26 protein-coding genes and 3 pseudogenes are annotated in these 24522 nt (G+C 53.6%); 22 read left to right on the top strand and 7 right to left on the bottom strand.

The window, feature by feature from the left end:
- Positions 1-27: 27 nt before the first annotated feature.
- The 19 genes and pseudogenes from IPL71_RS03770 to IPL71_RS03680 all read left to right on the top strand — a co-directional run bounded on the left by IPL71_RS03770 (position 28) and on the right by IPL71_RS03680 (position 17006).
- Positions 28-942: a sugar phosphate isomerase/epimerase family protein gene (locus IPL71_RS03770; RefSeq protein ID WP_345319011.1), complete on the top strand. Its 915-nt coding sequence runs from the start codon at positions 28-30 to the stop codon at positions 940-942.
- 147 nt (positions 943-1089) lie between these two features.
- A complete protein-coding gene (locus IPL71_RS03765) occupies positions 1090-2082 on the top strand; it encodes an alcohol dehydrogenase catalytic domain-containing protein (protein WP_345319009.1) in 993 nt (330 codons plus the stop codon).
- Positions 2083-2084: 2 nt separating this feature from the next.
- Positions 2085-2807 (top strand): sugar phosphate isomerase/epimerase family protein, encoded by a 723-nt coding sequence (locus IPL71_RS03760; RefSeq protein WP_345319007.1) that lies wholly within the window; start codon positions 2085-2087, stop codon positions 2805-2807.
- Positions 2808-2937: 130 nt separating this feature from the next.
- Positions 2938-4203, top strand: a complete 1266-nt coding sequence (locus tag IPL71_RS03755) for a DegT/DnrJ/EryC1/StrS family aminotransferase (RefSeq protein ID WP_345319005.1) — start codon at positions 2938-2940, stop codon at positions 4201-4203.
- A gap of 88 nt (positions 4204-4291) precedes the next feature.
- Complete coding sequence (locus tag IPL71_RS03750) at positions 4292-5482, top strand: Gfo/Idh/MocA family protein (RefSeq protein ID WP_345319003.1); 1191 nt, start codon at positions 4292-4294, stop codon at positions 5480-5482.
- A 10-nt stretch (positions 5483-5492) separates the two neighbouring features.
- Positions 5493-5654, top strand: coding sequence for a twin-arginine translocase TatA/TatE family subunit (locus tag IPL71_RS03745; protein ID WP_345319001.1), 162 nt, complete (start codon positions 5493-5495; stop codon positions 5652-5654).
- Positions 5651-5842 carry a hypothetical protein gene (locus IPL71_RS03740; RefSeq protein ID WP_345318999.1) on the top strand — a complete coding sequence of 64 codons (192 nt, stop codon included), beginning with the start codon at positions 5651-5653 and terminating at the stop codon, positions 5840-5842. Before IPL71_RS03745 ends, IPL71_RS03740 begins: the two co-directional genes overlap by 4 nt.
- A complete protein-coding gene (locus IPL71_RS03735) occupies positions 5814-7025 on the top strand; it encodes a class II fructose-bisphosphate aldolase (RefSeq protein WP_345318997.1) in 1212 nt (403 codons plus the stop codon). Before IPL71_RS03740 ends, IPL71_RS03735 begins: the two co-directional genes overlap by 29 nt.
- Positions 7026-7078: 53 nt before the next feature.
- The gene (locus tag IPL71_RS03730) at positions 7079-8002 is read left to right on the top strand and encodes a TIM barrel protein (RefSeq protein WP_345318995.1); all 924 of its coding nucleotides are present in this window, start codon (positions 7079-7081) and stop codon (positions 8000-8002) included.
- A gap of 104 nt (positions 8003-8106) precedes the next feature.
- Positions 8107-10482 carry an alpha-L-rhamnosidase-related protein gene (locus IPL71_RS03725; protein WP_345318993.1) on the top strand — a complete coding sequence of 792 codons (2376 nt, stop codon included), beginning with the start codon at positions 8107-8109 and terminating at the stop codon, positions 10480-10482.
- 112 nt (positions 10483-10594) lie between these two features.
- A pseudogene (locus IPL71_RS25750) lies at positions 10595-11095 on the top strand (carbohydrate kinase family protein); the annotation flags it as partial.
- Positions 11096-11205: 110 nt separating this feature from the next.
- Positions 11206-11595, top strand: coding sequence for a PfkB family carbohydrate kinase (locus tag IPL71_RS03715; protein WP_345318989.1), 390 nt, complete (start codon positions 11206-11208; stop codon positions 11593-11595).
- Positions 11596-11651: 56 nt separating this feature from the next.
- Positions 11652-12671 carry an SIS domain-containing protein gene (locus tag IPL71_RS03710; RefSeq protein ID WP_345318987.1) on the top strand — a complete coding sequence of 340 codons (1020 nt, stop codon included), beginning with the start codon at positions 11652-11654 and terminating at the stop codon, positions 12669-12671.
- A gap of 95 nt (positions 12672-12766) precedes the next feature.
- Entirely contained in the window at positions 12767-14056 is a 1290-nt protein-coding gene (locus IPL71_RS03705) for a 6-phospho-beta-glucosidase (RefSeq protein WP_345318985.1), read from the top strand.
- Positions 14057-14080: 24 nt separating this feature from the next.
- On the top strand, positions 14081-15025 hold the full coding sequence (locus tag IPL71_RS03700; protein ID WP_345318983.1) for a tagatose 1,6-diphosphate aldolase: 945 nt from the start codon (positions 14081-14083) through the stop codon (positions 15023-15025).
- A gap of 39 nt (positions 15026-15064) precedes the next feature.
- Positions 15065-15433: a hypothetical protein gene (locus IPL71_RS03695; RefSeq protein ID WP_345318982.1), complete on the top strand. Its 369-nt coding sequence runs from the start codon at positions 15065-15067 to the stop codon at positions 15431-15433.
- Positions 15315-15989: a carbohydrate kinase family protein gene (locus IPL71_RS03690; protein WP_345319119.1), complete on the top strand. Its 675-nt coding sequence runs from the start codon at positions 15315-15317 to the stop codon at positions 15987-15989. Before IPL71_RS03695 ends, IPL71_RS03690 begins: the two co-directional genes overlap by 119 nt.
- Positions 15986-16402: pseudogene (locus IPL71_RS03685) on the top strand (PfkB family carbohydrate kinase); the annotation flags it as partial. The gene IPL71_RS03690 and the pseudogene IPL71_RS03685, both read left to right, overlap by 4 nt.
- Positions 16347-17006, top strand: coding sequence for an ABC transporter permease (locus IPL71_RS03680; RefSeq protein WP_345318980.1), 660 nt, complete (start codon positions 16347-16349; stop codon positions 17004-17006). The pseudogene IPL71_RS03685 and the gene IPL71_RS03680, both read left to right, overlap by 56 nt.
- A gap of 191 nt (positions 17007-17197) precedes the next feature.
- On the opposite strand, the gene IPL71_RS03675 is transcribed toward IPL71_RS03680, so the two are convergent.
- From IPL71_RS03675 to IPL71_RS03660, 4 genes and pseudogenes are all read right to left on the bottom strand, one after another.
- Complete coding sequence (locus IPL71_RS03675) at positions 17198-17683, bottom strand: magnesium chelatase subunit ChlI family protein (protein ID WP_345318978.1); 486 nt, start codon at positions 17681-17683, stop codon at positions 17198-17200.
- Positions 17684-17995: 312 nt separating this feature from the next.
- A complete protein-coding gene (locus IPL71_RS03670; RefSeq protein ID WP_345318976.1) occupies positions 17996-18520 on the bottom strand; it encodes a transposase in 525 nt (174 codons plus the stop codon).
- 337 nt (positions 18521-18857) lie between these two features.
- A pseudogene (locus tag IPL71_RS03665) lies at positions 18858-18986 on the bottom strand (secondary thiamine-phosphate synthase enzyme YjbQ); the annotation flags it as partial.
- A 2-nt stretch (positions 18987-18988) separates the two neighbouring features.
- Positions 18989-19984 (bottom strand): C40 family peptidase, encoded by a 996-nt coding sequence (locus tag IPL71_RS03660; RefSeq protein WP_345318974.1) that lies wholly within the window; start codon positions 19982-19984, stop codon positions 18989-18991.
- A 36-nt stretch (positions 19985-20020) separates the two neighbouring features.
- Between IPL71_RS03660 and IPL71_RS03655 the strand changes: the two genes are divergently transcribed.
- The 3 genes from IPL71_RS03655 (at position 20021) to IPL71_RS03645 (ending at position 22527) form a co-directional block, all read left to right on the top strand.
- Positions 20021-20797, top strand: a complete 777-nt coding sequence (locus IPL71_RS03655) for an alpha/beta fold hydrolase (RefSeq protein WP_345318972.1) — start codon at positions 20021-20023, stop codon at positions 20795-20797.
- Between the two features lie 184 nt (positions 20798-20981).
- Complete coding sequence (locus tag IPL71_RS03650) at positions 20982-22271, top strand: dipeptide epimerase (protein ID WP_345318970.1); 1290 nt, start codon at positions 20982-20984, stop codon at positions 22269-22271.
- A gap of 97 nt (positions 22272-22368) precedes the next feature.
- Positions 22369-22527, top strand: a complete 159-nt coding sequence (locus IPL71_RS03645; RefSeq protein ID WP_345318968.1) for a hypothetical protein — start codon at positions 22369-22371, stop codon at positions 22525-22527.
- 1 nt (position 22528) lies between these two features.
- Here IPL71_RS03645 and IPL71_RS03640 read toward each other — a convergent pair whose 3' ends face one another.
- Genes IPL71_RS03640 through IPL71_RS03630 form a run of 3 tightly spaced genes read right to left on the bottom strand, consistent with a single transcriptional unit; the run spans position 22529 to position 24517 of the window.
- Positions 22529-23107 carry a protein-S-isoprenylcysteine O-methyltransferase gene (locus tag IPL71_RS03640; protein ID WP_345318966.1) on the bottom strand — a complete coding sequence of 193 codons (579 nt, stop codon included), beginning with the start codon at positions 23105-23107 and terminating at the stop codon, positions 22529-22531.
- A 2-nt stretch (positions 23108-23109) separates the two neighbouring features.
- Complete coding sequence (locus IPL71_RS03635; protein WP_345318964.1) at positions 23110-23358, bottom strand: DUF4342 domain-containing protein; 249 nt, start codon at positions 23356-23358, stop codon at positions 23110-23112.
- 43 nt (positions 23359-23401) lie between these two features.
- The gene (locus IPL71_RS03630) at positions 23402-24517 is read right to left on the bottom strand and encodes a M14 family metallopeptidase (RefSeq protein ID WP_345318961.1); all 1116 of its coding nucleotides are present in this window, start codon (positions 24515-24517) and stop codon (positions 23402-23404) included.
- Between the last annotated feature and the right edge of the window lie 5 nt (positions 24518-24522).

The raw sequence follows: 24522 nt of genomic DNA, 5'->3' as shown, positions 1-24522 counted from the left end.
GCGACATTCATGTCGCAAGGAGTCACCATGAAACTCGGATTTTTCACTGCCGCCCTGCCAAACAATACTCTCGAACAAGCCGCCCAATGGGGCGCGGAAAGCGAATTTCAAGCCATCGAAATCGCCTGCTGGCCCCAGCAAAAAGCCTCCCGCCGTTACGCGGGCGTGACCCACATTGACGTGACCGACCTCACACCCGCCAAAGCAAAGGAAATCCGCGCCATGCTGGACGGATTCGGGTTGCAAATTTCATCACTTGGTTACTACTCGAATCCACTCCACCCCGAAGCCGAACACCGCGAAACGGTCATTGCCCACCTCAAACAGGTCATTGCGGGCGCAGCGCTGCTGGAAGTTCCCATCGTCGGCACATTCATCGGCAAGGACAAGAACAAGACCATTGAGCAAAATCTCGAAGAATATGCAAAGGTCTGGATGCCCATCGTCCAGTTTGCCAAAGAGCGCGGAATCAAAATTGCCATCGAAAACTGTCCCATGCTTTTCTCTTACGATGAATGGCCAGGCGGAAACAACCTTGCCAGTACGCCCGCCATCTGGCGCAAGATGTGGGAAATCATCCCTGACGAGCATTTCGGCTTGAACCTCGACCCCTCACACCTCATCCTGCAAATGATTGACTACGAGCGTGTCGTGCGCGAATTTTCAAGCCGCATCTTCCACGTCCACGCCAAAGACTTGCACATTGACCGCGAAGGGCTTTATCAGCACGGCGCGCTTTCGCAAGGCATGGGCTGGCAAGTTCCGCGCCTACCTGGGCTGGGAGATATGAATTGGGGCAAATTCTTCGCCGCCCTCACCGCCGCCCGCTACGATGACGTGGTCAGCATCGAACACGAAGACCGCGCCTTTGAAGGCGACGAAAATCTGGTCAAGCGCGGCTTTTATATTGCAAGGGATACGTTGAAGCCGTACATCCATTAACGCACAAATCTTGCAAGCATAGACACAAAACTGACAGACATTTCACGGGGGAAATTCTAAAATAACATAGTTCCTTTTCTCCTTGATGAAGCCCCCATTTTCAACAGCAGGAAAATGGGGGACTTCGCCCGCATCCTCAGGATACCCATGCAAACCCAAGCCATTCTTTTCACAGCCCAACACACCGTTTCGCTCCAACCTGTCGCCATCCCCGACCCTGGCGCGGGAGAAGTCATCGTGCAATCCGAATATACCTGCATCAGCCCAGGCACCGAAGGACGCCTGCTCGCAGGCACAATCGCCGAAGCCGCGCCCTACCCCTACATCGCGGGCTACTCGCTCACGGGAAAAATCATCGCCGTCGGCGCGGATTGCCGCTTTCAAGTCGGTCAACGCGTTTGGTGTACGGGAACGGGCAAGGCGGATGTGAACATCACCTGGGGCGGACACATCGCCCACGCGCTCGCACCTGAGAGTGACCTGATCCTGCTTCCTGATAACTTGTCCACACTGGAAGCGTCCATCGGGCGGCTCGCAGCGATTGCCTTTCATGGAACGCGCCTTTCCAAGCCACAGCCGCATGAGAAAGTCGCCGTCGTCGGCTTGGGTCCCATCGGAATGCTCTCGGCGTTATGTCATGCCGCCAGCGGCGCGGAAGTCATCGTCACCGACCGACTGCCAGAGCGGGTGGCGTTTGCCGATTCGCTCGGTTTGCGCGGGTTTGTCGCAGGCGATTCACTTGTCGAAGGCTTCCGCCGCTTCCTGCCCAACGGTGCGGATATTCTCGTGGACGCGACGGGCTTGCCCAATGTGGCGGGTTCGTTCATCCCTGCCGCCAAAGACCTGGCATGGGACGACACTCCTAACCCCGTCGGCGCGCGTTTCCTTGTGCAGGGCGGTACCGACTTCGATTACGTCTTCCCGCACCCGCCTGCCTTCGACCGCGAAATGTCCATCCTGCTGCCGCGTGACCGCCAACCACGTGATGTTGCCGCCGTTTTCGATTTGATGTCGCGCGGCAAACTGCCCGCCGCCAAACTGATTTCGGATGTCCGCAAGCCCGAAGCCGCGCAGCAAGCCTACGTCGATTTGCGTGAGAAACGCAATCAATATCACACTATCGCTTTCCAATGGAGTTAGCCATGCCCGCCATCAGCGTTCAACTGTATACCGTCCGAAACTTCCTGCAAACACCCGAAGATGTTGCTGAAAGCCTGAAAAAAATTCGTGCCATCGGCTACCGCTTTGTGGAAGTTTCCAGTCTTGAACACGTCCCCGCGCCCGAAATCAAATCCATGCTGGATGACGCGGGCTTGCAAGTCTCCGCGATTCATTTTGACTTCGAGCCGCTTCTTACCAACCTGGAAATCTGCCTCGAACAATGCCGCATTCTCGGCACGAAAAATATTATCCTCGTGATGATGCCCCAAGCGTATGCCCAACAGGGACGCGCAGGTTTTCAACGCTTCATTGACGAAGCCTCCCCGCTCTGCGAAAAAGTTAGGGCGGCGGGCTTCACCATCAGCTACCACAACCACAACTACGAGTTCACCCGCTTCGATGGACGCCCCGCTCTCGAATGGATTTTTGAAGCCACCGCTTCTCATCACCTCGGCGTGGAGATTGACACACACTGGATTCAAATGGGCGGCGGCGACCCTGTCGCCTGGATTCGCAAAGTGGCGGGACGCATGAACTCCGTCCATCTCAAAGATTTCACGGTTGATATGTGGGCGCCCATCTTCGCCGAAGTGGGACAAGGCAACCTGAACTGGAATGAAATCATCCCTGCCTGCCATGAAACGGCGTGGAGTGGTTCGTCGTCGAGCAGGACGAATGCCGCCGCGACCCGTTCGAGAGCCTGAAACTCAGTTACGAATTTCTGAAGACATTTGGCTTGGAATGATGTTTGTAAGAACATTAACCAGGACCAGACAGAGTTGGGAAAGGCTTGCGCCCTAAGGTCCTTTGTGTTTGGAAAAGACTGGAGAACGCATGACCCAAAAACTCGCCATCGAAGGTGGAACCCCCGCCTGCCCCAACCCGCCTCATTCGATATACCCTGGCGGTAACAGCATAGATGCGGAAGAAGAAGCCGCCGTTCTTGAAACCTTGCGCGCCAAACGCCTCTTCCGCTACTACGGGCCCAACCCTGGCGAATCGAAAGCCGCCCAACTGGAAGGGGAATTTGCCAAACGTGCAAGCGCCCGTTACGCCCTCGGCGTGACATCTGGCACAGCCGCGCTGATGTGCGGTTTGCAGGGAATCGGCATTGGTGCGGGGGATGAAGTCATTGTCCCCGCCTACACGTGGATCGCGTCCGCTTCGGCGGTGTTGGCTGTCGGCGGCATTCCCATCGTCTCTGAAGTGGACAACTCTCTTACCCTTGACCCCGCCGAAATTGAATCAAAAATCTCCGCATACACCAAAGCCATCATGCCCGTTCACATGCGCGGCGCGCCTGCCAATATGGACGCGATTCTCGCAGTGGCAAAAAAACATAACCTGAAAGTCATCGAAGATACGGCGCAGGCGAACGGCGGTTCGCTCAACGGCAAGGCGCTTGGCTCGTTTGGCGATGTGGGTTGTTTCAGTTTGCAATTCAACAAAATCATCACGGCGGGTGAAGGCGGCATGATCATCACGGATGATGAAAACGTCTGGAAACGCGCCGTGATGTTCCACGATGTCATCGGCGGACTGCGAAACGGATTCGTTCCCGAAGAAATGCTATGGGGCGCAAACTTCCGTATGCCCGAACTGTTGGCGGCGGTCTCGCTTATGCAACTCCGCAAGCGCGATAATCTGCTTGACCAAATGCGTCAGCGCAAACAAATGCTCAAGCAAGGTTTGGCGGATATCGCCCAACGCAAGGGCTTGACATTCCGCGCCATTCACGACCCGCAAGGTGATACCGCCATCGCGCTGGTCTTCTACGTTGAAAATTCAGACATCGCAGGCAAAGTCGCCGCCGCGCTCGAAGCGGAAAATATCAGCGCTGCGACACTCTATCATCCTGAACAGACCGACTATCACACTTATGTCCACTGGACGCCCATCACCGCCAAACGCGCCTGGACGTCCGCCAATGCCCCGTGGAGTTTCGCCAAACGCGAACCCGATTACTCCCCCGCCGCCTGCCCCAAGACTCTCGATTTGTTGAGCCGCGCCGTTCATTTGGATGTCAATCCGCTGATGACGAATGAAGACGTGGAAAACACGCTCGAAGGTTTGAACAAGGTTTTGAATGCACTGACGTAAATTCATTAACCACAAAGGAGACGAAGGGGCACAAAGGAAAACCCTTTGTGTACCGTTGTGCCCCTTCGTGGTTGAAAAAAGGAAACCCATGACCAAAACATCTTTCACCCAAATGACCGCTGCAGGCTCTGACAAGCCCATTCCCGAAATCGGGATCGGAATGCTCGGTTACGCCTTCATGGGCAAGGCGCACACCAACGCCTTCAAAACCATCCCCTACATGATGTATCCGCCGCCCGCCATACCGCGTCTCGCCGCCATCTGTGGGTTGGAAGAATCTCAAGTTGCAGAAGCCGCTCAACGGTACGGGTACGAATCGCATTACACCGACTGGCACAAAATGCTCGAAGATGAACGCGTCCAACTCTTTGACAACGGCGGCTCCAACGACATCCACGCCGCGCCGACGATTCTCGCCGCGCAGATGGGCAAGCATGTTATCTGTGAAAAACCGCTGGCGCGGAATGCCGAAGAAGCCAAATCCATGCTCGACGCGGTGACGAAGGCGGGCGTCAAACACATGGTTGGATTCAATTACCGCTTTGTGCCTGCCGTGCGCCTGGCGCGGGAACTGATTCAGAGCGGCAAACTCGGACGCATTTATCACTTCCGTGCCGTGTATTTGCAGGAATGGCTTTTGCCGCATTACGACCTGCCCTTCGTCTGGCGCATGGACAAAAAACTTTCGGGCAGTGGCGCGCTCGGCGATTTAGGCGCACACACCATTGACCTGGCGCGTTACCTGCTCGGCGAAGTGAAAACCGTCAGCGCCCTCACCCGCACCTTCGTACCCGAACGCAGGCTCCCCGCTGGAGAAGGACACGGGAAAGTCACAGTGGATGACGCCTATGCTTCACTGGTCGAATTCCATAACGGCGCGATTGGAACCATCGAAGCGTCGCGTTTTGCAACGGGCAATCGCAACCGCAACAGTTTTGAAATCAACGGCGAGCGCGGCAGTATCCGTTTTGACTTGCAGCAACTCAACGAACTGCAAGTCTACTTTGTGGATGACCCCGCCGAGACGCAAGGCTTCCGCAGCGTGTCTGTCACCGAGTCGCTTCATCCCTGGATTTCAAATTGGTGGCCCCACGGACATATCATCGGCTGGGAGCATACCTTCGTGCATGAAATGGCGCACCTGCTCGATTGCATTGTCAACGATAAAGATGTTGCCCCGCTTGGCGCGACGTTTGAAGATGGCTATCGCAACGCAATCATTTGCGACGCGATTTTGAAATCTGCCGAAACCAAACGGCGGGTTGATATTGAAAAATAAAGGAGTTCCCATGCCCATTCGATTCGGCTCCACTGAATTAATCATCATTCTCGTCATCGTCATATTGCTCTTTGGTGTGGGGCGCATTGGCAAAATTGCGGGTGAACTTGGCTCTGGCATAAGCGCATTCCGCAAAGCAATGAATCCCGACGAAGAGAAAAAAGAAGAATGAATCTGACCGATTATGGTTTGTCGTTGGATGGTGAAACCGTCCTCGTGGAAAATGAATCCATCCTGCGTGCCAACATCGGCAAACTGGCACGGCTCTCGGCATTGGATGGCAGCGAACACGCCGCGCAAGCCAGATATTTGATTCGCGCCGCCGCTGGCGTTGGACATCGTCCCCGCTTCCATCCATGACCTGTACCTGGCTCGCGGACGAGAAGCCTTTTCCCACGTCTGGACAACTCCCGCTTTCAACCTGCGCGCCCTGCCCTTCGACTGCGCCCGTGCCGCCTTCCGCTCCGCCCACAAAGTGGACGCTGCCGCGATGATTTTTGAACTCGCCCGAGTCGAACTCGGTTGGACGAATCAGACGTTGGCCGAATACGCCGCCAGCATACTCGCCGCCGCCATTGCGGAAGGATATCGCGGCGCGCTATTTTTGCAGGGCGACCATTTTCAAATCTCCGCCAGCCTGCCATTGGAGCAGGAAAAAGCGGCAGTGGAGAACCTGATTGCCGAAGCGTTGGCGGCGGGTTTCTACAACATAGATGTAGATACCAGCACATTGGTGGATTTATCCAAACCCATGGTGATGGAACAGCAAACCGTGAACGCCACCCTGTCCGCAGAATTGGCGGCGCATGTTCGTAAACTCCAGCCGCAGGGCGTGACCGTCTCCATCGGCGGTGAGATTGGCGAAGTAGGCGGGCATGTCTCGACAGTTGAAGAACTCCGCGCTTACATGAGCCAGTTCATCGAACGGTTTGCGTCCAACCAGCCTGGCTTGAGCAAGGTCAGCATTCACACAGGCACGGCACATGGCGGGATCCCATTGCCCGATGGTTCGATGGCGAAGGTCAATATTGATTTTGACACGCTGAAAAATTTAGGTCAAATTGCGCGGGATGAATACGGCATGGGCGGTGCGGTTCAACATGGTGCGTCCACGCTGCCGCCTGAACACTTCAATCAATTCGTCACACACGGCGCAATCGAAGTCCATCTTGCTACGGCATTCATGAGCACGTTCTATAAAAATATTCCCGTCGAAATGAAGAACGAAATGTTTGCCTGGCTGGACGAACACCTTGCCGCCGAGCGCAAGCCTGATATGACCAACGAACAATTCCATCACAACACGCAAATGCACGCGCTGGCGCCGTTCAAAGAATCAGCGTGGAATCTGCCGACGGATGTCAAAGACCAGTTATCGGCGGCGTGGGAAGCGCAGTTCGATATGTTATTTGAAAGGCTGGGCTGCGCGGGGACACGTCAAATTGTCGAGCAGGTTATCCATCCCGTAAAAATCCAGCCCAAGTTGGAAGATTATCTTAATCACCAGCAATCAAGTATGCAAGTAGCAGGATTGGCTGGATAAATTCTGCATTCATCATTCTTCATTCCGCATTCTTCATTCAAAAGGAGTTTTCCATGAATTACCGCTTTTCCTTTGGTCCCTGGAACATTCACACAGGCGCAGACCCGTTTGGTCCGCCCGTGCGCGATGAGTTTTCCTTTGCCGAAAAACTGGAATTCTACAAACAACTTGGTTTTGACGGCGTGCAGTTCCACGATGACGATGTGGTCTCGAATGCAGACGAGTCCTGGAGTCAGCAGGAAGCCGAAGCCAAAGCCATGCGCGCCCGTCTCGACGAGCGCGGACTGGCGGCAGAGTTCATCGCCCCACGCTTGTGGGAACACCCGCTGACGATTGATGGCGCAATTACATCCAACTCCCCTGAAGCGCGACAATATGCACTCGAACGCACAAAACGCGCTATTGATATTGCCCGTCTGATGGGCACAAAAGATTTGGTGCTATGGCCCGCCCGCGAAGGGACATACCTGCGCGAAGCAAAAGACCCCATCGCTTCGGTGGCGCGATTGGTCGAGTGGATGAACGCAGTGCTGGAATACGACAAGGACATCCGCATTTTGGGTGAGATGAAACCCAACGAGCCGATGGATAACGCCTACGTGCCAACGACGGGACATTTTCTCGGTCTCGCCAGCCTGACGGTTGACCCCAGCCGCGTGGGGACGCTGATCGAATCGGCGCACGCCATTCTGGCGGGGCTTGACCCGTCTGATGAAATGGCGTACGCGCTGTACCACAAGAAACTTTGGTCTGTCCATCTCAATGACCAGAACGGACTCAAGTTCGATGAAGACAAATCTTTCGGAGCCGTGGACATCCGCCGCGCCTTCAATCAGGTTTGGGTTCTCGAACGCGCGGGCTACGGACAGAACGGCGAGTTCATTGGCTTGGATGTGAAAGCCTTGCGGACTCAGCCGAAAGAATTATCCACCAAACATCTCCGTAACAGCCGCGCCTTCTTTCCTGCGCCTGGTTGAACTCGCCCGCTCGCTTGATGTGGCAAAAGTGGAAGAACTCCGCGTCGCCCGCGATTACGAAGAGTTGGATATGCTGATTGTGAAGCATTTGATTGGATAGTCCGTTGCGCGTTTTTCCCGAAATTTCCCCTTTCGCCCCCGACCCTGCCGCTGCATGGAATGAACAAACCGCGTGGCAGGCTTGGTGGGTGGATTGTCCCGCCGCAGGGCAGACTCCCTTTTTTACTGTCTACCGTTTGCGGGTGGAGTTTGACGCGCCTGTTCAGTTGCGCTGTCACGTCAGCGCGGATGAGCGTTATATTTTGTTTCTCGACAATGAACGGTTGGGGCGCGGTTCGGAGCGCGGCGAACCGCTTCACTGGTTTTACGAATCGTATGATTTGAAACTTGCCCCAGGCGCGCGCACCCTCTGGGCAGTGGTCTGGTCTTTGGGAAGATTCGCCCCAAGCCCGCAAATGAGCATTCAACCTGGATTTTTGTTCGCAGTTGAAGGAGAATATCTCCCCCTCAGCACGGGGTTGGGAAATTGGGAAACGGCTTCTCTGCATGGTTGGGAACTTTTGGAACAACCGAATCTCGTTGATTCCTATTCACGAGGACGGCGGTTCCGCTTTTCGCGCCCATTTCCCAATGCCGAAAGTTTGGACGAATTCGATTGGCAACCTGCCCGCCGCGTCACCCGCGCCCGCGACCAGATTCAAGACTGGTTGATGTTTCGCCAGCGCCGCCTGCAGCCCGCCGCTCTCCCGCCCATGATGAGCGCTCCCTTTCCGTTGGGCGCTCTGCGTTCGGTCACTGTCCCGCCTTCCGCCGAAGTCCAAAACATCCCTTTGCCCGCCGACGGAAAAAATGAATCGGGCGAAAACTGGTCCGCCTTTGCGGCGGGCAAAACCGAAATCACCCTTCCGCCGCATGCCATCCGCCGCGTTATTTTTGACTTGCAAAATTATCTCACCGCCTACCCCGAACTGACCGTCTCTGGCGGGCAAGGGACTCTCATCCGACTTGGGTGGGCAGAGTCGCCGCGCCTGACTCCCGATTGGGAAAACCACGCCAAAGGTCATCGTGACGAACTGGCAGGAAAATTTCTACTGACGGTGGCGGATGAATTTTTGCTGGATGGCAAAGCCAACGCCCGCCATGCTCCGCTCTGGTGGCAGGCAGGGCGGTACGTTGAATTGGTCATCGCCGCCGCTGATAAACCTGTCACCCTGCACAAACTGACTTTGGAAGAATCCCGCTACCCGCTGGAAATGACAAGCCGCTTCGACTGCGACGACCCGCGCCTGACTTCCGCCCTGCCGCTCCTGATTCGCGGCTTGCAGATGAACGCTGGCGAAATATTTTTTGACTGCCCCTATTACGAAGAATCGCAATTCATCGGGGACACGCGCTTGCAATCCCTTTGCCATGCCGTGATGACGCATGATGACCGCCTGACTCGCAAAGCCCTGCGCCTGTTGGACGCTTCGCGCCAGCCCGATGGTTTCCTACAGGCAGAATATCCCAGCCGCTACCCCGCGATTATTGCCCCCTTCTCCCTATATTGGATTGGAATGCTCTGGGACTACGCCCACTGGCGCGTCAACCCTAACTTGGTGCGGACTCTGCTCTCTGGAATGCGATCCACGCTGGAAGCCTTTCGCCGCCATGTTAGCGCAGACGGTTTACTCCACGCCCCCGAAGGCTGGAACTTCATGGATTGGACAGACAGTTGGGGCAACGAAGGCGGCATTCCGCCCAACGCCATCACTGGCGTGAGCGCCACGCTCCACTGGCAATTGGTCTACGCCTTAAACATGGCGGCAGAGCTCGAAGCCCACCTCGGAGAAAAAGAATTCGCCGTGCATTACACGCGCTGGGGCGCAGAATTGGCGCGGGCGGGGCAATCCGCTTTTTGGGATGAAGCCAGCGGACTTTTTTCCGATGACCTCGCCCATACATCCTATTCGGAACATCCGCAGACATTTGCCATCCTCAGCCGTCATCTGCCGCCAGAGCAACTCACCCGCATCGCAAGCGGGTTGCGCCACGCGAAATTACACCGAGCCAGTTATTTCTTTTTACATTACCTGCTCGAAGCCTACCGCCTGCTCAACCTGGATGACCTGATTCACGTTCAACTGCGCCGTTGGCACACCGAGATGGTGGAAATCGGGCTAAAGACCCCGCTTGAAGGGCTTGAGCCGAGTCGTTCTGACTGCCACGCCTGGAGTTCTCACCCGCTCTATCACTATTTTGCCACTGTTCTGGGCATTCGTCCGCTTGAGCCAGAATTCGCCCGCGTAGAAATCACCCCACACCTCGGCGATTTGACCCGCGCCGAAGGCGTTCTCATCCACCCGCAAGGCGAAACCCGCGTTGCCTTCCGCCGTGAGACAGACGGTTGGCATTGCGAAATTCATCTACCCAACCGTGTGCGCGGCGTTTTGCGTCTCGACGGGCAGGTGATTGAATTCGAGAATAAGCTTTCTTTATAAGGAACCACTATGCCAGACGCCATCATTGCAGGACACATCTGCCTCGACATCATCCCCAGCCTTGCGCCATACGGACGGGGCGTTCAACGCCATTCTCCAGCCAGGCAAACTGGTGGACATCGGCGCGGCGCAGGTCTCGACGGGCGGGACGGTCTCGAACACGGGGCTGGCGCTTCATCGGCTGGGGATTGACACGCGCCTGCTTGCCAAAGTCGGCGCTGACCCACTTGGGCGCACGGTCAAACAGATGATTGCCGACCACGCTCCCGCGCTTGTGGATGGGATCAGCGCGTCCGCCGAAACCAGCACCTCCTATTCCATCATCATCAGCCCGCCTGGGGTTGACCGCTGTATTCTTCATCACCCAGGCTCGAACGATGATTTCACTGCCGCCGACGTGCGCGATGAAGATATTCAAAATGTGCGTCTTTTTCACTTTGGGTATCCACCGCTCATGGCACGCATGTTTGCGGACAACGGCGCAGAACTGGCGAAACTCTTTCGCCGCGTCAAAACGTTAGGGCTAACCACGTCGCTCGATATGGCGCTGCCCGATCCCAACTCAGCGGCGGGACGCGCAAACTGGAAAGCCATCCTGCAAGCCACGCTCCCGCAGGTGGACATCTTCCTGCCGAGTCTCGATGAAATTCTCTATATGCTCGGCAAAGATTCGCAGGCGCCGCTCTCGCCAGAACTTCTGCATGAAGTCAGTGATGATTGTTGGTGCTGGGCGCGAAGATTATCGTTATCAAACTGGGTGAGCGCGGCTTGTATTTGCGCGTTGGGTCTGCTGAAGTGTTGCAAGGCTTGGGCAAAGTCCGCCCGACGTACTTCACCGCCTGGAGCAATTACGAAGCCTGGCAGCCCTGCTATCAAGTGGATGTGGCGGGGACGACAGGTTCAGGCGACGCCACCATTGCGGGATTTCTCTCCGCCTTTTTGCGGGATATGTCCCCCGCCAAGACGCTTCAAGCCGCGCTGGCAGTTGGTGCCTGCTCCGTGGAAGCCGCCGACGCCCTGAGCGGAATCAAACCCTGGGGCGAGACGCTCAACCGAATCCGTGCGGGGTGGAAACAGAAAGAAGAACCGCAGGCATTCGTGGCTCGACAATGACAAGTAATCAGTGTTCAGTGAACCAGAAGACTAACCAACTACGAGACTAATCAACCATGAAACCAACAAACTATCACACCTACAACGAAATCAAATCACAGCCGCAGGCATGGGCGGGGACGCTCGACATGCTGACGCGGCGCAAAGACGAATGGCTGGAGTTTTTCGGCACAGGGAATTTTGACTCAATCATTCTTACGGGCTGCGGCTCGATGTATTACATGCCGCTCGCCGCTGCGGCGGTCTGGCAGGAGTTGACGAAACTCCCCGCCCGCGCCCTGCCTGGCTCCGAGACCTGGCTCAACCCCGCGTTGATTCCCGCCTCGTCCCGTCCGCTGCTGATTTCCGTCAGTCGTTCGGGAACCACCACCGAGACCGTCCGCGCCACCCGCGCCTTCGGCGGCAAAACCGCCACCGTCTCCTGCTACCCCGAAGCGGAACTGCCCACTGTTGGCGATTTCAACCTGCTGGTCACGGCGGGACAGGAAACTTCCGTCGCTCAGACCCGCGCTTTTTCCACGCTCTACCTTGCCACGCTGACTCTCGCCGTCTTTGCCAGTGGGCGCGATGACCTGTGGCGGGAACTGCAATCCCTGCCCGCGTTGGCAGAGAAACTGCTTACCCGTTACGAACCGCTGGCGCAAGAACTCGGCACTGACCTCTCGCTTGACCGCTTTTATTTTCTCGGCTCTGGCTTGCGCTACGGGCTGGCTTGCGAAGTGAACCTGAAGATGAAGGAGATGACGCTGACCCACAGCGAACCCTTCCATTTTCTGGAGTATCGGCATGGACCCAAGTCCATGATTACCCCATCTGCGTTGGTGATGGGTCTGCTCTCGGACGCGCAGCGCGAACAGGAAGAAGCCGTGCTGAAGGATATGCGTTTACTCGGCGGGCGGACTCTCTCCATCGCCGAATCAAGCGCGGATGTGGAACTGGCTTCAGGCTTGAGCGAAATCACCCGCAGTCCGCTGTATCTGCCTGTGGGGCAACTCATCGCCTTCGAGCGCTCCGTGGCAAAGGGCTTGAATCCAGACCTGCCAGAGAATCTCACGGCAGTGGTGGAATTGGCGTAAAAAACAATCACCACAAAGGAGACAAAGGGTCACGAAGGAAAAAAAACTTTGTGACCCTTCGTGACCCTTTGTGGTTGAAAAGCAGGAGAATCAATATGAAAATCACCGTCATCGGCGGCGGCTCGACGTACACCCCCGAACTCATCAACGGCTTTCTAGCCCGCACCGCGCAACTTCCCGCCAGTGAACTCTGGCTGATGGATATTGACAAGGAACGGCTGGACGTCGTGGGCGGCTTTGCCCAGCGCATGGTACAGGCAAAAGGCGCGCCGTTCAAAATCGTCTTATCCACCAACCAACGTGAAGCGATTGCGGGCGCATCCTACGTTTGCACCCAGTTCCGCGTGGGACAAATGCAAGCCCGCCGCGAAGATGAATATCTCGGTTTGCGTCATGGGTTGATCGGGCAGGAAACCACAGGCATTGGCGGCATGGCGAAGGCGCTGAGAACCATCCCCGTCATGCTTGACATTGCCAAAGACATCCGCGAAACGGCAGCGGGCGCGTTGCTGGTCAACTTCACCAACCCATCGGGGCTGGTCACTGAAGCGCTCAACCGCTACGCGCCCGACGTGCAAAGCGTGGGCGTGTGCAACGCTCCCTACAATGCAAAGATGTCTTTTCTGGAACTCCTGCAAAACAATTCCCCCGAACCCATTGACCCCGCCCGTGTGGAACTCAAAACGCTCGGCTTGAATCATCTCACCTGGCATTACGGTCTCACGCTGGACGGGGAAGATGTCTGGGCACAAGTTTTGGAATCCTACTTGCAAGACGCCGCTCAAGAGGAACATCCCGAATGGGAGTCGGCGCTCATCGCCAGTACACGCATGATTCCCAATTACTACCTGCAATATTTCTATCACACCGAAAAGAAACTTGCGGAGCAAAAAAAATATCCGCCATCCCGCGCCGAAGAAGTAATGCAAGTGGAAGCCGAACTCCTGCATCAATACGCCGACCCATCCCTGACGGAGCCGCCCGCCGATTTGATGAAACGCGGCGGCGCGTATTACTCCACTGTTGCCACGCAATTGCTGGCGTCCCATTTCAACGATTTGGGCGAGACGCATGTAGTCAACGTCCGCAACAACGGCGCAATCAAAGAATGGGATCCGAGTTGGGTGTTGGAACTCCCCGCCACCGTCCGCCGCAGTGGAATCACGCCCATCCCTGCCGCGCCGCTTCCGCCCTTTGCCTTTGGTCTGCTGGCGGCGGTCAAATCCTATGAGATTCTCACTGCCCAAGCCGCCGTTACAGGCGACCGCAACACCGCCTACCAAGCCTTGCTCGTCCATCCGCTGGGACCCGCTCTGCCAAACGCGGAAAAAGTATTGGACGATATGCTCGAAACCAATCGAAAATATTTGCCGCAATTTTGTTAAGACCTGAACCCTGGAACCTTCAACATGAAACCCATCACCATCGGAAAACTACGCGGACTTCAACAAATCGCTTCCTCTCGCGGAACCTTCACCGCGCTCGCCCTCGACCATCGCCAGAATCTTCGCAAAGCCAACCCCGCCTTTGTGGATGACGCTGAACTAAGCCGCTTCAAACTGGACGTGACTTCCGCGCTCGCCTCCTACGGGACGGCGGTTCTGCTCGACCCGGAAGTCTCCGCCGCCCAAGCCGTTGCGGCAGGCGTCGTCCCCAACCATGTCGGCTTGGTGGTGGCAGTTGAATCCACGGGCTATGGCGGCGATTCCACCGCCCGCAAGGCCCAAATCATCCCAGGCTGGAGCGTGGAAAAAGCAAAACGCATGGGCGCGTCTGCCATCAAACTGCTTGTCTACTACCATCCCGATTCGCCCACCGCACAAGAGACCGAAGACTTCACAGCGCACATCGCGGAAGAATGTAAAACGCATGACCTCGCTTTCATGCTCGAGCCGCTCTCGTATTCGCTTACAGACCAAAAACTTTCCTCCGAAGAAAAAAGATATGTGGTGGTGGAAAGCGCCAAACGACTAGTCCCCTTCGGCGCGGATGTGCTCAAAGCGGAATTTCCGCTCGACATCGCAGAGACCAACCAAGCCCTGTGGCGCGAAGCCTGCGAAGAAATCTCATCCGTCACCGACATCCCGTGGATTTTGCTCTCCGCCGCAGTGGAGTACGAAACCTTCCTGCAACAAGTCGTCGTTGCCTGCAACGCGGGCGCCAGCGGAATCGCAGTTGGACGCGCAGTGTGGAAGGAAGCCGTGACGATGAATCATGAAACACGCAACACATTCTTACGTGCAACTGCAATTGAGCGTCTCACCCGTCTCACCTCCCTTTGCAATGCCCTCGCCAAACCCTACACCGATTTCTACTCGGCAGACGCGCCGTTCGATTGGCACAAAACCTACTGACATTCGACCTTTGACTTTCGACTACTTGACCACCCGACTATGAAACCTTTCGACATCCTCGTCGCTGGCGAAATCAATCCCGACCTCATCCTCTCTGGCAACGTCACGCCTGAATTTGGACAGGTTGAAAAACTGGTTGATTCAGCAACCCTTGCCATCGGTTCATCCTCCGTCATCTTTGCATGCGGCGTGGCACGGCTGGGGCTGAAAGTTGCATTCATCGGCAAATGCGGTGATGACGTCTTCCGGGCGCTTCATGCTGGATGCAATGCAAAAACGCGGCGTGGATATTGGGAATGTCATCGTCTCTCAAACAGAATCGACGGGCTTGAGCGTGATTCTGAATCAGCCCTTCGACTACTCTCAGGGAGACCGCGCGATTCTGACTCACCTCGGCTTGATCGCTGAACTACAGGCAACGGACGTCTCTGATATTTTGTTGGCGCAAACGCGTCATTTGCATGTGGCGAGTTACTTCCTGCAAACCAAACTCCAACCCGATTTGCTCGCATTGTTCAAACGCGCCCGTTCACTTGGGCTGACCACTTCACTTGACACCAATTACGACCCATCCGAGCATTGGCGCGGCTTCGATGACCTGCTCGCCGTGACGAATGTCTTCCTGCCCAACGAAGCCGAAGCGACGTCGCTCACAGCGGCGGAAAATGCCGACGAAGCTGCGAACAGGCTCAAGGTGGAGGCGGCGGCGATTAAGTTGGGAAAGGCTGGGGCGTTGGGAATCTCTCAGAGTCAGAAAATCCAAATGAGTAGTATTCCAGTAAAAGTTGTTGACACGGTTGGCGCAGGCGATACGTTCGACGCGGGCTTTATCTATGGCTACTTGAACGATTGGGGATTGGAAAAGTCGCTGCGGTTGGCGTGCGTGTGCGGGGCGCTCTCCACGCAGGCGGCAGGCGGCACGGCGGCGCAACCGACGCTCGAAGAAGCGCTGAAGTTTTTATGATTCTATGCGTTACGTCCAACCCCGCCATTGACCGCACCCTGCTTGTGGACGCGCTGCGTGTGGGAGAAGTCCACCGCGCCCAAAAAACCTTGATGGCGGCGGGCGGCAAAGGTCTCAACGTGGCGCGGACGATTTATGCGTTGGGCGGCTCGCCTTTCTGCATGGGATTGCTCGGCGGTCACACGGGAAACCTGCTGGCAGAATTGGCGGAGCGCGAAGGGCTGTCCGCGTATTGGACACGGATGAAAAGCGAAACCCGTACCTGTGTCATTTTGGTGGAAAATGATAAAGACGCAACTGTAATCAACGAGCGCGGCGCAGGCGTGTGCGCAGACGAATGCCAAAACTTTTTGCGCGATGTTTGGACGCAGGCGGATCATGCCGAACGGGTTTGCATCAGCGGAAGCCTGCCACTTGGATTTTCGTTGGATGATTTTCTATCCTGTTGCAGGGGCTGGTGGCACGCGGGTATTCATTCCGCTGTTTGGCATCTCGGCTTTGTTTGCATACGAAAGACAGCAGGGAACCTTACGCCGCGTTTTGACAACTCCAACCAGCAAAGCTACCTTCCTTTTGGGAACCATTGCAGGTCAGGTTTTGATGGCGCTGATTCAAATGTCCTTGCTAATCAAGTTTGGCATCTTCGCTATGAAATTAAGTTGGGGACGTGACCCATTGGCGCTGTTCGTCATTTTGACCGCAGCGGCATTGGCAGCAGGCGCAATTGGGACCACAATGGGAACCTTCGTCAAAACCGAAGGTCAAGCCAGCGGACTAAGTATCATGATGGGCATGATCATGGCTCTCATGGGCGGCTGTTGGTATCCGCTGGAGTTATTTCCCGCTGTTGTACAAACCATTGTCAAGATCCTACCTACCACCTGGGCGATGCAAGGATTGCTTACACTTGTCCTGCGCGGCGGCGGATTGATTGATATCCTTCCCGCAGCAGGAGTCTTGCTTGGGTTTGTGGTGATTTTCTTTTCAATTGGCGTAATGAGATTTCGATACGAGTAGGTCTTAACAGCAGAAGGTGGAGGCAGTTGACTGCCTCCACCTTCTGCTGTTTTAATTTCTAGAGACCTGAATGAATAATAGAGAGCAGTTTTGATTTGCTGCAAGTATTCTTGGATTAATATGTATTGTTGTTAAACTGTTGACGATTTATATTTTGAAGCCACCATAGGTAGTGTGGGAATTGCTACTGTTTACATCATGATCTTCGGTCGATATTGCAGTGCCTCCGCTAAATGCGCGGACTGTATTTCTTCACTCCCTGCTAAGTCTGCAATCGTACGGGATAGTTTGAGGATGCGATGATAGGCACGTGCGGATAAGTTCAGTTGACTCATCGCCGAGCGCATCAAACTCTGACCTTCGGCCTGCAACTGAAAAAATTGCCTTACCTCCTGACGCGCATATCTGCGTTGCAATGATGTCTTTGCTTCCCCATTTGAAAAGCGTTTGTTTTGAATATCTCGCGCAGCTTGTACTCTTTGACGAATTGATTCGCTCGTTTCCCCAACTCGATTACTACTAAGTTTTTCATAATCCACTCGCGGAACTTCGATATGGATGTCAATACGGTCGAGTAGGGGACCGGAAATCCGTTTTTGATATCTGGTAACGACAGCAGGAGCACACGTACAGGGCTTTTGTGGGTCAGAAAAATATCCACATGGGCAGGGATACACACAATCGGACGTGCTTTTCGTGTAAGGCAAGTGGAGGAAAAGTTTTTATAAGGGTTAGTGTAGGTCAACGCCAATCGTATCAGCTTGGGTGAACTGGTTAAGATAAGTATTGTCATTGAGGCAGATTGTGTAGGCGGATAACATTGTCCCAATGGGGCAGGGGTATGAACTGAAGGTTTTGGGTTGACGCGTGCCCAATAGGGCTTTGTTCTACAATGAGCAATTCAATCTGAAGGGAGCCAGTCACTACCACGGGTTGATTACCAATTTTTGCGGGGTCACCGACTCAAGACTAGTGTTCGACTAACTTGATTATTTTATAACAGTAACAGGATAAAGCCGCTTAAGTTTAATGCGAGCATTATCAGGTTTGAATTGCCAATTGATCTGCACCTTGAAATTGTTACGGTCTTTCTCCCAGGCAGCGACCTCAGCAGTGAGGGTTTTCTTGTTGGCGATCCTGCGATTTGTACACTGACGGCTGAGGATGCTCAATTCAATTTCAGCCATGCTCAACCAAGAACCATGTTCTCGCATGTAATGCCATTCAAATCTTTGCGCTAAGCGTCTGGCTTCAGCGGGCTCAAAACGTTCATACAGACAAGCAGGCGAATGCGTGTTGAGATTATCCGTGACCAATACAATCTTTTCTACATCAGGATATTCATCGTCAGATAGGTAACGTAATAACTCTGCAAAATCCTGCTTGGTGCGTTGATCGGTTACGAAAGTTTTGCGTTTGCCAATCAAAGGTTCAACCGCCATAAAAATATTGGCTGTGCCATTTCGTTGGTATTCGTAGTCCTGGCGTGGTGGCTGCCCTGCCTCAATCGGCAATGTGCCGCTGGGTTAGTGGCAAAAAGTCTTGAGCAGAATATGAACGAAGTTAATATGAGATATGATGCCTTATGCCAGCGCCGAGTAACTTTGCAAGATGAGTTGAGCATTACGCGTTTAACGGATAGCACAATTCAGGATTTGATTGAATTTGCTCAGGATGTTTTTGTTGGGAAAGAAAATGCTGACTTTCAGACGAAGCGTCGCAATCTCGAATTGCTAAAAATTCGAATTGAAATTACCCAAGGATGCTTCACAATTAATAGTTTGGCTGGAAAAATTTCTGGTGAGGTTAGAAAACTGCCTATCGCTACGAAGTCTGGAATTGTGCCGGACTTGCATTCACAAGACAAAACTCTTCTTGAATGCCGCTTTCCTGCAAACAGGCTTCAATCTGCGGAGTGATATTTACAAATCCGCGGCGGGTGGGGAGGTGGAACCAAAGTTCTTTGCGAAATGATTTCATGGTTATCGCAGGAAGGTCCCCGCGTGCATGAAGATCTCAAGCAAAGATTCCTTCTTTTGCACATCATCAATATAAACGCCATTCTGTCCGCGTGAAGAGTGGATCATCTTCCAGCCGCCGAGACTCGTGCCCACATGAGTCACATGGCGGTTGCTGTCTCCTTCACCGAAGAAGAGCAGATCGCCGATCTCGAAGGGCGGTTCCACACGTTTCGCCGCCGCAGATTGCATATCTGCATCGCGTGGAATTTCGACTCCGTTCCAGTGATGCAGCAGACGGGCAAAGCCTGAACAGTCAATGCCGTTGCCGCTTGTGCCGCCCCAAAGATAAGGAATGCCGATCATCCGCATTGCATCCTGTACCATGCTTGCGCGGCGCGTTTCGAGCGTTTGCGGAATCTCCGTCACAGCACGCAAGGCTGAAGATGGAACCCAGCCGGTTTTGTTGGCGATGATCTGAGTCCACTCGCCGCGCGTTTCGTGCAGGACGATGCCCGTTCCGCTCATTACACGGGTGATGACTTCGCTGTTGAGATCAGGTTCTGCGCGCACTTCGATCACTGGTGCAATGACAAGGTGGGTGGCCGCGCTGCCTGTGTCACTTGAAAGATACGGCTTGTAAGCCCAGCCCAGATATCCGTCTGCTTGACGGGTCAATACCCAGCGCCCCTTTTCTTCCAATATATCCAACTCGGTGCCAAAATATAATTCGCTGGAGAGCGGCATACCGAAGGTTGGCTTTTCGTACAAGCCGGTTAAATTCGTCGCCACACGCAGACGGGGGGAATCTCCACGGTTGAGAATGTGGATCGAAGCAGTATCAAGATGCAGGTCGGGAAAGATGCGGTGCAGTTCATCCACCTGAGACTGATCGTAGACACGTCCGCATAAAGTAAGTGTCGAGCCTTTTAGTGCGGTCACTTCCACTTCGAAAACAGAGGTGCGATTATCGCATTGCGATGCAAGTTCATTTAATTTATTTTGGATGGGTGTGCTCATGGATTGATTTTACACGATTTGTGTTAAGATTGCGCTATGCCAAATATAACCATAAACAATGCGAATATTTTTTACGAAACCTTTGGGGATGACAAACCGGATCGTGCGCCCGTTTTGCTGATCCACGGTTCGACAATTGACGGCCCGACAGATTGGGGCGACATCGCCCCGGAGTTGGCCAAACACTATAAGGTGCTTGTGCCCGATTGCCGTGGACATGGTCACTCGAACAATCCCAATATGACCTATTCATTTAAAGAGCTTGCCAATGATACTGCGGCGTTTATCCGCGCGCTGGGATATGAGCGCGCGCATGTCATTGGCCATAGCAATGGCGGGAATGTGGCGCTGGTGACCTTGATGGAGCACCCGGATGTGATTCAGACTTGTATTCCACAGGCTGCGAATGCGTTCGTGACTCAATACTTGATCGAGCGCGAACCTGTGGTCTTTGACCCGGAACGTGTGAAGAACGAAGTGCCCGAGTGGATGAATGAGATGATCATGCTGCACGGTGAAGTGAATGGACAGGACTACTGGCGCGATCTGCTTCAAATGACAATGAAGGAAATTATCTCCGAGCCAAATTACACGCCCGCTGATCTTGCGCAGGTGACAAAGCCTGTGCTGGTTATCATGGGCGCAGAAGACACGGTCAATGCTCCAGACAGGCATGGACAATATATCGCAGAGAATATTCCCAATGCTGAAATGTGGATTCCCGAAAAGACGGAACACAATGTTCATAAGGACCGCCGCGATGAGTGGCTGGCGAAAGTTTTGGATTTTATGGAAAGACGGGGGGAGGGATAAAGATAAGGATGAGGGATGAAGGATGAAAGTAAAAAGTGAGAAGTGAAAAATAATTTATGTTGTTGGTTGAAAACTAAAAACTAAAAACTAAAACTAAAAACTTAAAACTAAAAAAACAAAAACTAAAAAAAAAAAAAACTTAACTTGGGAACCGAGCACACTTGACCTGAGAACTACTTTCCGCGTGGCGCATGGTGCGAGTGACCAGCGCTTTAATGTGCTTGTCTATTTGGATGATGGCGTAGGCGAGGCGGCGGCTGTGCCGTATTACGGCGAGACGCAGGATGGAATTATTGCCTATCTTAAATCTGTGCCTGATCTGGGCGACGACCTGTTTGATATGGACAATATCCTTGCGCGCCGGCCTGCCGGTTCACGTGCCGCGCGTTCTGCCATTGATGAAGCACTGCATGATCTGTGGGGCAAGAAACTGGGTCAGCCTTTATATAAATTATTCGGCTTGAATCCAAACAACCTGCCGTTGACCTCCTTCACGATCGGCATGGACGAGCCTGCGGTCATGGCCGAACAGGCCAAGGCTTCGGGTCACCCAGTACTTAAGATCAAATTGGGAAGTGAACGCGACGAGGAAATGGTCGCGGCAATTCGCAAATCTACAAACGCCAAACTGCGCGTGGATGCGAATGCAGGCTGGAGTCGTGAACAGGCTTTGCAGATCATTCCACGTTTGGCTGACTATGAAGTTGAATTTATCGAGCAGCCGCTGGCTGTGGACGATGTGGAAGGATATTTCTGGCTCAAGGAAAAACTGAAAGCACAGAAGATCAAGACGCCGATCTTTGCTGATGAGACCGCGAAGAACTCACATGATGTTGCCAAACTTGCCGGTGCGATTGACGGCGTGGTGGTGAAGACCATGAAAAGTGAGGGGATTCGCGAAGCCCTGCGGATGATCCACACGGCGCGGGCGCATGACATGCAGATCATGTTAAGTTGCATGGTCGAGTCGTCGGTGGGTGTGACTGCTGCCGCGCACCTCGCTCCGCTGTGTGACTATGCCGATCTGGATGGTCCGCTGTTGATCAAGAACGATCCGTACACGGGGCTAAAATACGACGGCGCAAAAATGTCCCTGCCAAATGGGGCGGGATTGGGTGTGAGTGAGGAAGTAATATTAAATTTCTCTACTGTACAAAACCTTTTTCAGCGTCCTTCTAAGTATTGTGAAATTCGTACGACGGTAAAGAATAGAAGATCGCCTTATTTGTGGGCATTTTTTATAACCACTCATGGCCGATCGACTTCACCTACGCCATTCGCGTTATCTCCTTTATTTTCTCAACGCTTCTTCAATTTCTTTGAAATGATATTCCCGATGGACATGCCTCTCAAACTTGAATTGCACTTTTGCTGCCAATATCTTTTCAACATATTCATCAGTTGTCTTTTCGATTGCAGTGTCTATGGCTTCGGCGGATTGCAGGGCCAGTGTGGCGGCAACACGCGGGGATAACGCCAGCAAAAACGGTTTCTGTGCTTCGTTGATCGCGTCCACATCGTAGGGTGAGGGCGCGATTCCGTTTTCCTTCCAGTGATTCAGTAGATACAAAATGCGATTGTCCCAAAAGGCAATGTGGGCGAGTGTGGATGCAATTGTCCAACCAGCCACGGTGGACAGAGCCAAGCTGATCGTCACTCATGCTTTCAATGAGCGCGCTCATTTTCTCGCGCGAGATTTTGTTGGCGATTTGAAAGTCGCGGTTCATTGAATTATCTTCCTTTTGGAAATACAGCACCCGTCTTCTTCATATATTCGCGGTATTCATCTCCAAATGTATCCAGCATCATTTGTTCCTCCGCGCGGACGCGCATGGCGTAGAAAAAGATGAACACCAGCAGGTTGGCGAACCCTGCGATCCAGTTTTGCAGAAGCAAAGGCTGGGCGATGACCCAGATCCACTGTGATGCATACATCGGGTGACGGATGTAACCGAAGATGCCGCTCGTGATGAGTTTGTGCTCGGTGCGGATCTCAAGTGTAGGCGACCAGTTTAATCCCAGGTCTTTATGCGAGCGCCAGAAAACCAGCAAGGCCAATCCCATTAATAACACACCCAGCCAGCCTGCCCAAACTGGCAGCGAATAATTTGCAAAGTCCAGCCAGTTTGTTGCGGAATAGAACAGGGGCAGGAAGAACATGCCAAGAAATAACAAACCCAGCATAACTTTTTCCTGTGTGCTTACTCGCTGCTCAGATTTGGTTTCCTTGCGTTGTTGTTTGCTGATCGGTGCGCGGATCACCATTTCCGCGATGATCGCCGCCCAAAACACAAACTTAAAAACGTTCATGTCTACTCTGCTTTTTCAACAACGATGGTTGCCTCGGTTAACAATGCGGCAATGGCGCCGATGGCAGCGAGCTGCGGTGCGATGAGTACGCCCACCACGCTAAAGGTCATCGGGATTTCCATCAGTGTTTTACCATCTTTATCTTTGATGATTACCTTGCGGATATTTCCTTCGTGAATCAACTCTTTGATCTTGCCGAGTATTTTTTCACCTTCCACTTTGAATTCTTCAGTTCGAAAATTTTCTGGCATGTTTGCCTCCATATTATCTTACGTTTGAAACCAGCGATGGTTGCTAAATCAACTTGAAATCTTTGAAAACTCCGCTCATGGCCTGCCTGCAATCCTGCAATGCTTTTTCGCGCCATTTGATTTCGGCTGGAAAGAACAACTCGCCATATTCCTTTTTGACTGACTCTTTGATCGCATCTGACTTTGCGCCGTGTTGGTGCAGGCGATTTTCCAAAATTGTAATGCGCATACTGCGGATCTGCGCAAGGAGTGAATCGCCAAAGGTGCCGAACTCAAAACAGGTTGCAAATATTTTTTTGGATGGATATTTTTCGTCGCGCAGTTGATAAAAATATTCTGTAATATCGCCTGTCACAGTATAAAACTCGGATGGATTGGCTGAAACGATCAGGGGATAATTAAACCGCCGCTTCAATTCCTCCGCCGACGCCTGTTCCCGCTGCGAGTTAACAAAACTCATCTGATAGCGCGGACCGTACCCCGTGTGCATGTCCAAATGAATGACCTGATCATACTCTGATAATGCCTGCTCGAAGAGTCCGCGCACGAGGGATGTGCTTTCTTGTGTGGCCTGCCCGCCAAATTGCACACCGCGCGCGTGACGGTACTGTCCGCTTAACATGCCTTGGCGAATGCGTAAAATTCCCAGCTTGATAATGCGTGCGATCAGGCGTGAGATAAATGCCGCCTCACTGGCCGGCAGAAAACCGATCGGCCGCGCCGGATTCAAAAGCGGAATCAACGGCTCGTAATCAGGATTTGTTTCGGGGCTGAATGTTTCATCCCAAACGAAATTGCGGTTTAAGTCCACGTTGTTTTCGTTGTAGCGCCGGCGATTTTTCATGCCCAGCGGATTAATGGTATGGATCAGCAGCAAGCCGGTATTTTCATGATCAAGAAGCGGCGCGAATTCGTCCATGAAAATTTTGAGCATGACCGAACCGACATAACCTTCGATGCCATGCAGCGCGGTAGAGATGACGATCAGATTCTCTTTTTTGCGCGGCTGTGCCCAGGCATAGTCAATGCTGACATCGGGCGATGCTTTTAGGGGATGCGTTTCCAGCGTAGTCTCAGGCCATTTGGCGCGAATCAATTCCACGTCACGAATGAAGCGTGCGCGGGAGTCGTGATATGAATCAGGGAAAGTGATGTCCATTAGAA

The sequence above is a fragment of the Candidatus Villigracilis proximus genome, from assembly GCF_016717045.1.
Classification (GTDB): domain Bacteria; phylum Chloroflexota; class Anaerolineae; order Anaerolineales; family Villigracilaceae; genus Villigracilis; species Villigracilis proximus.
The sequence above is the reverse complement of the archived record's forward strand: the minus strand, read 5'-3'. Positions and strand labels throughout refer to the sequence as shown.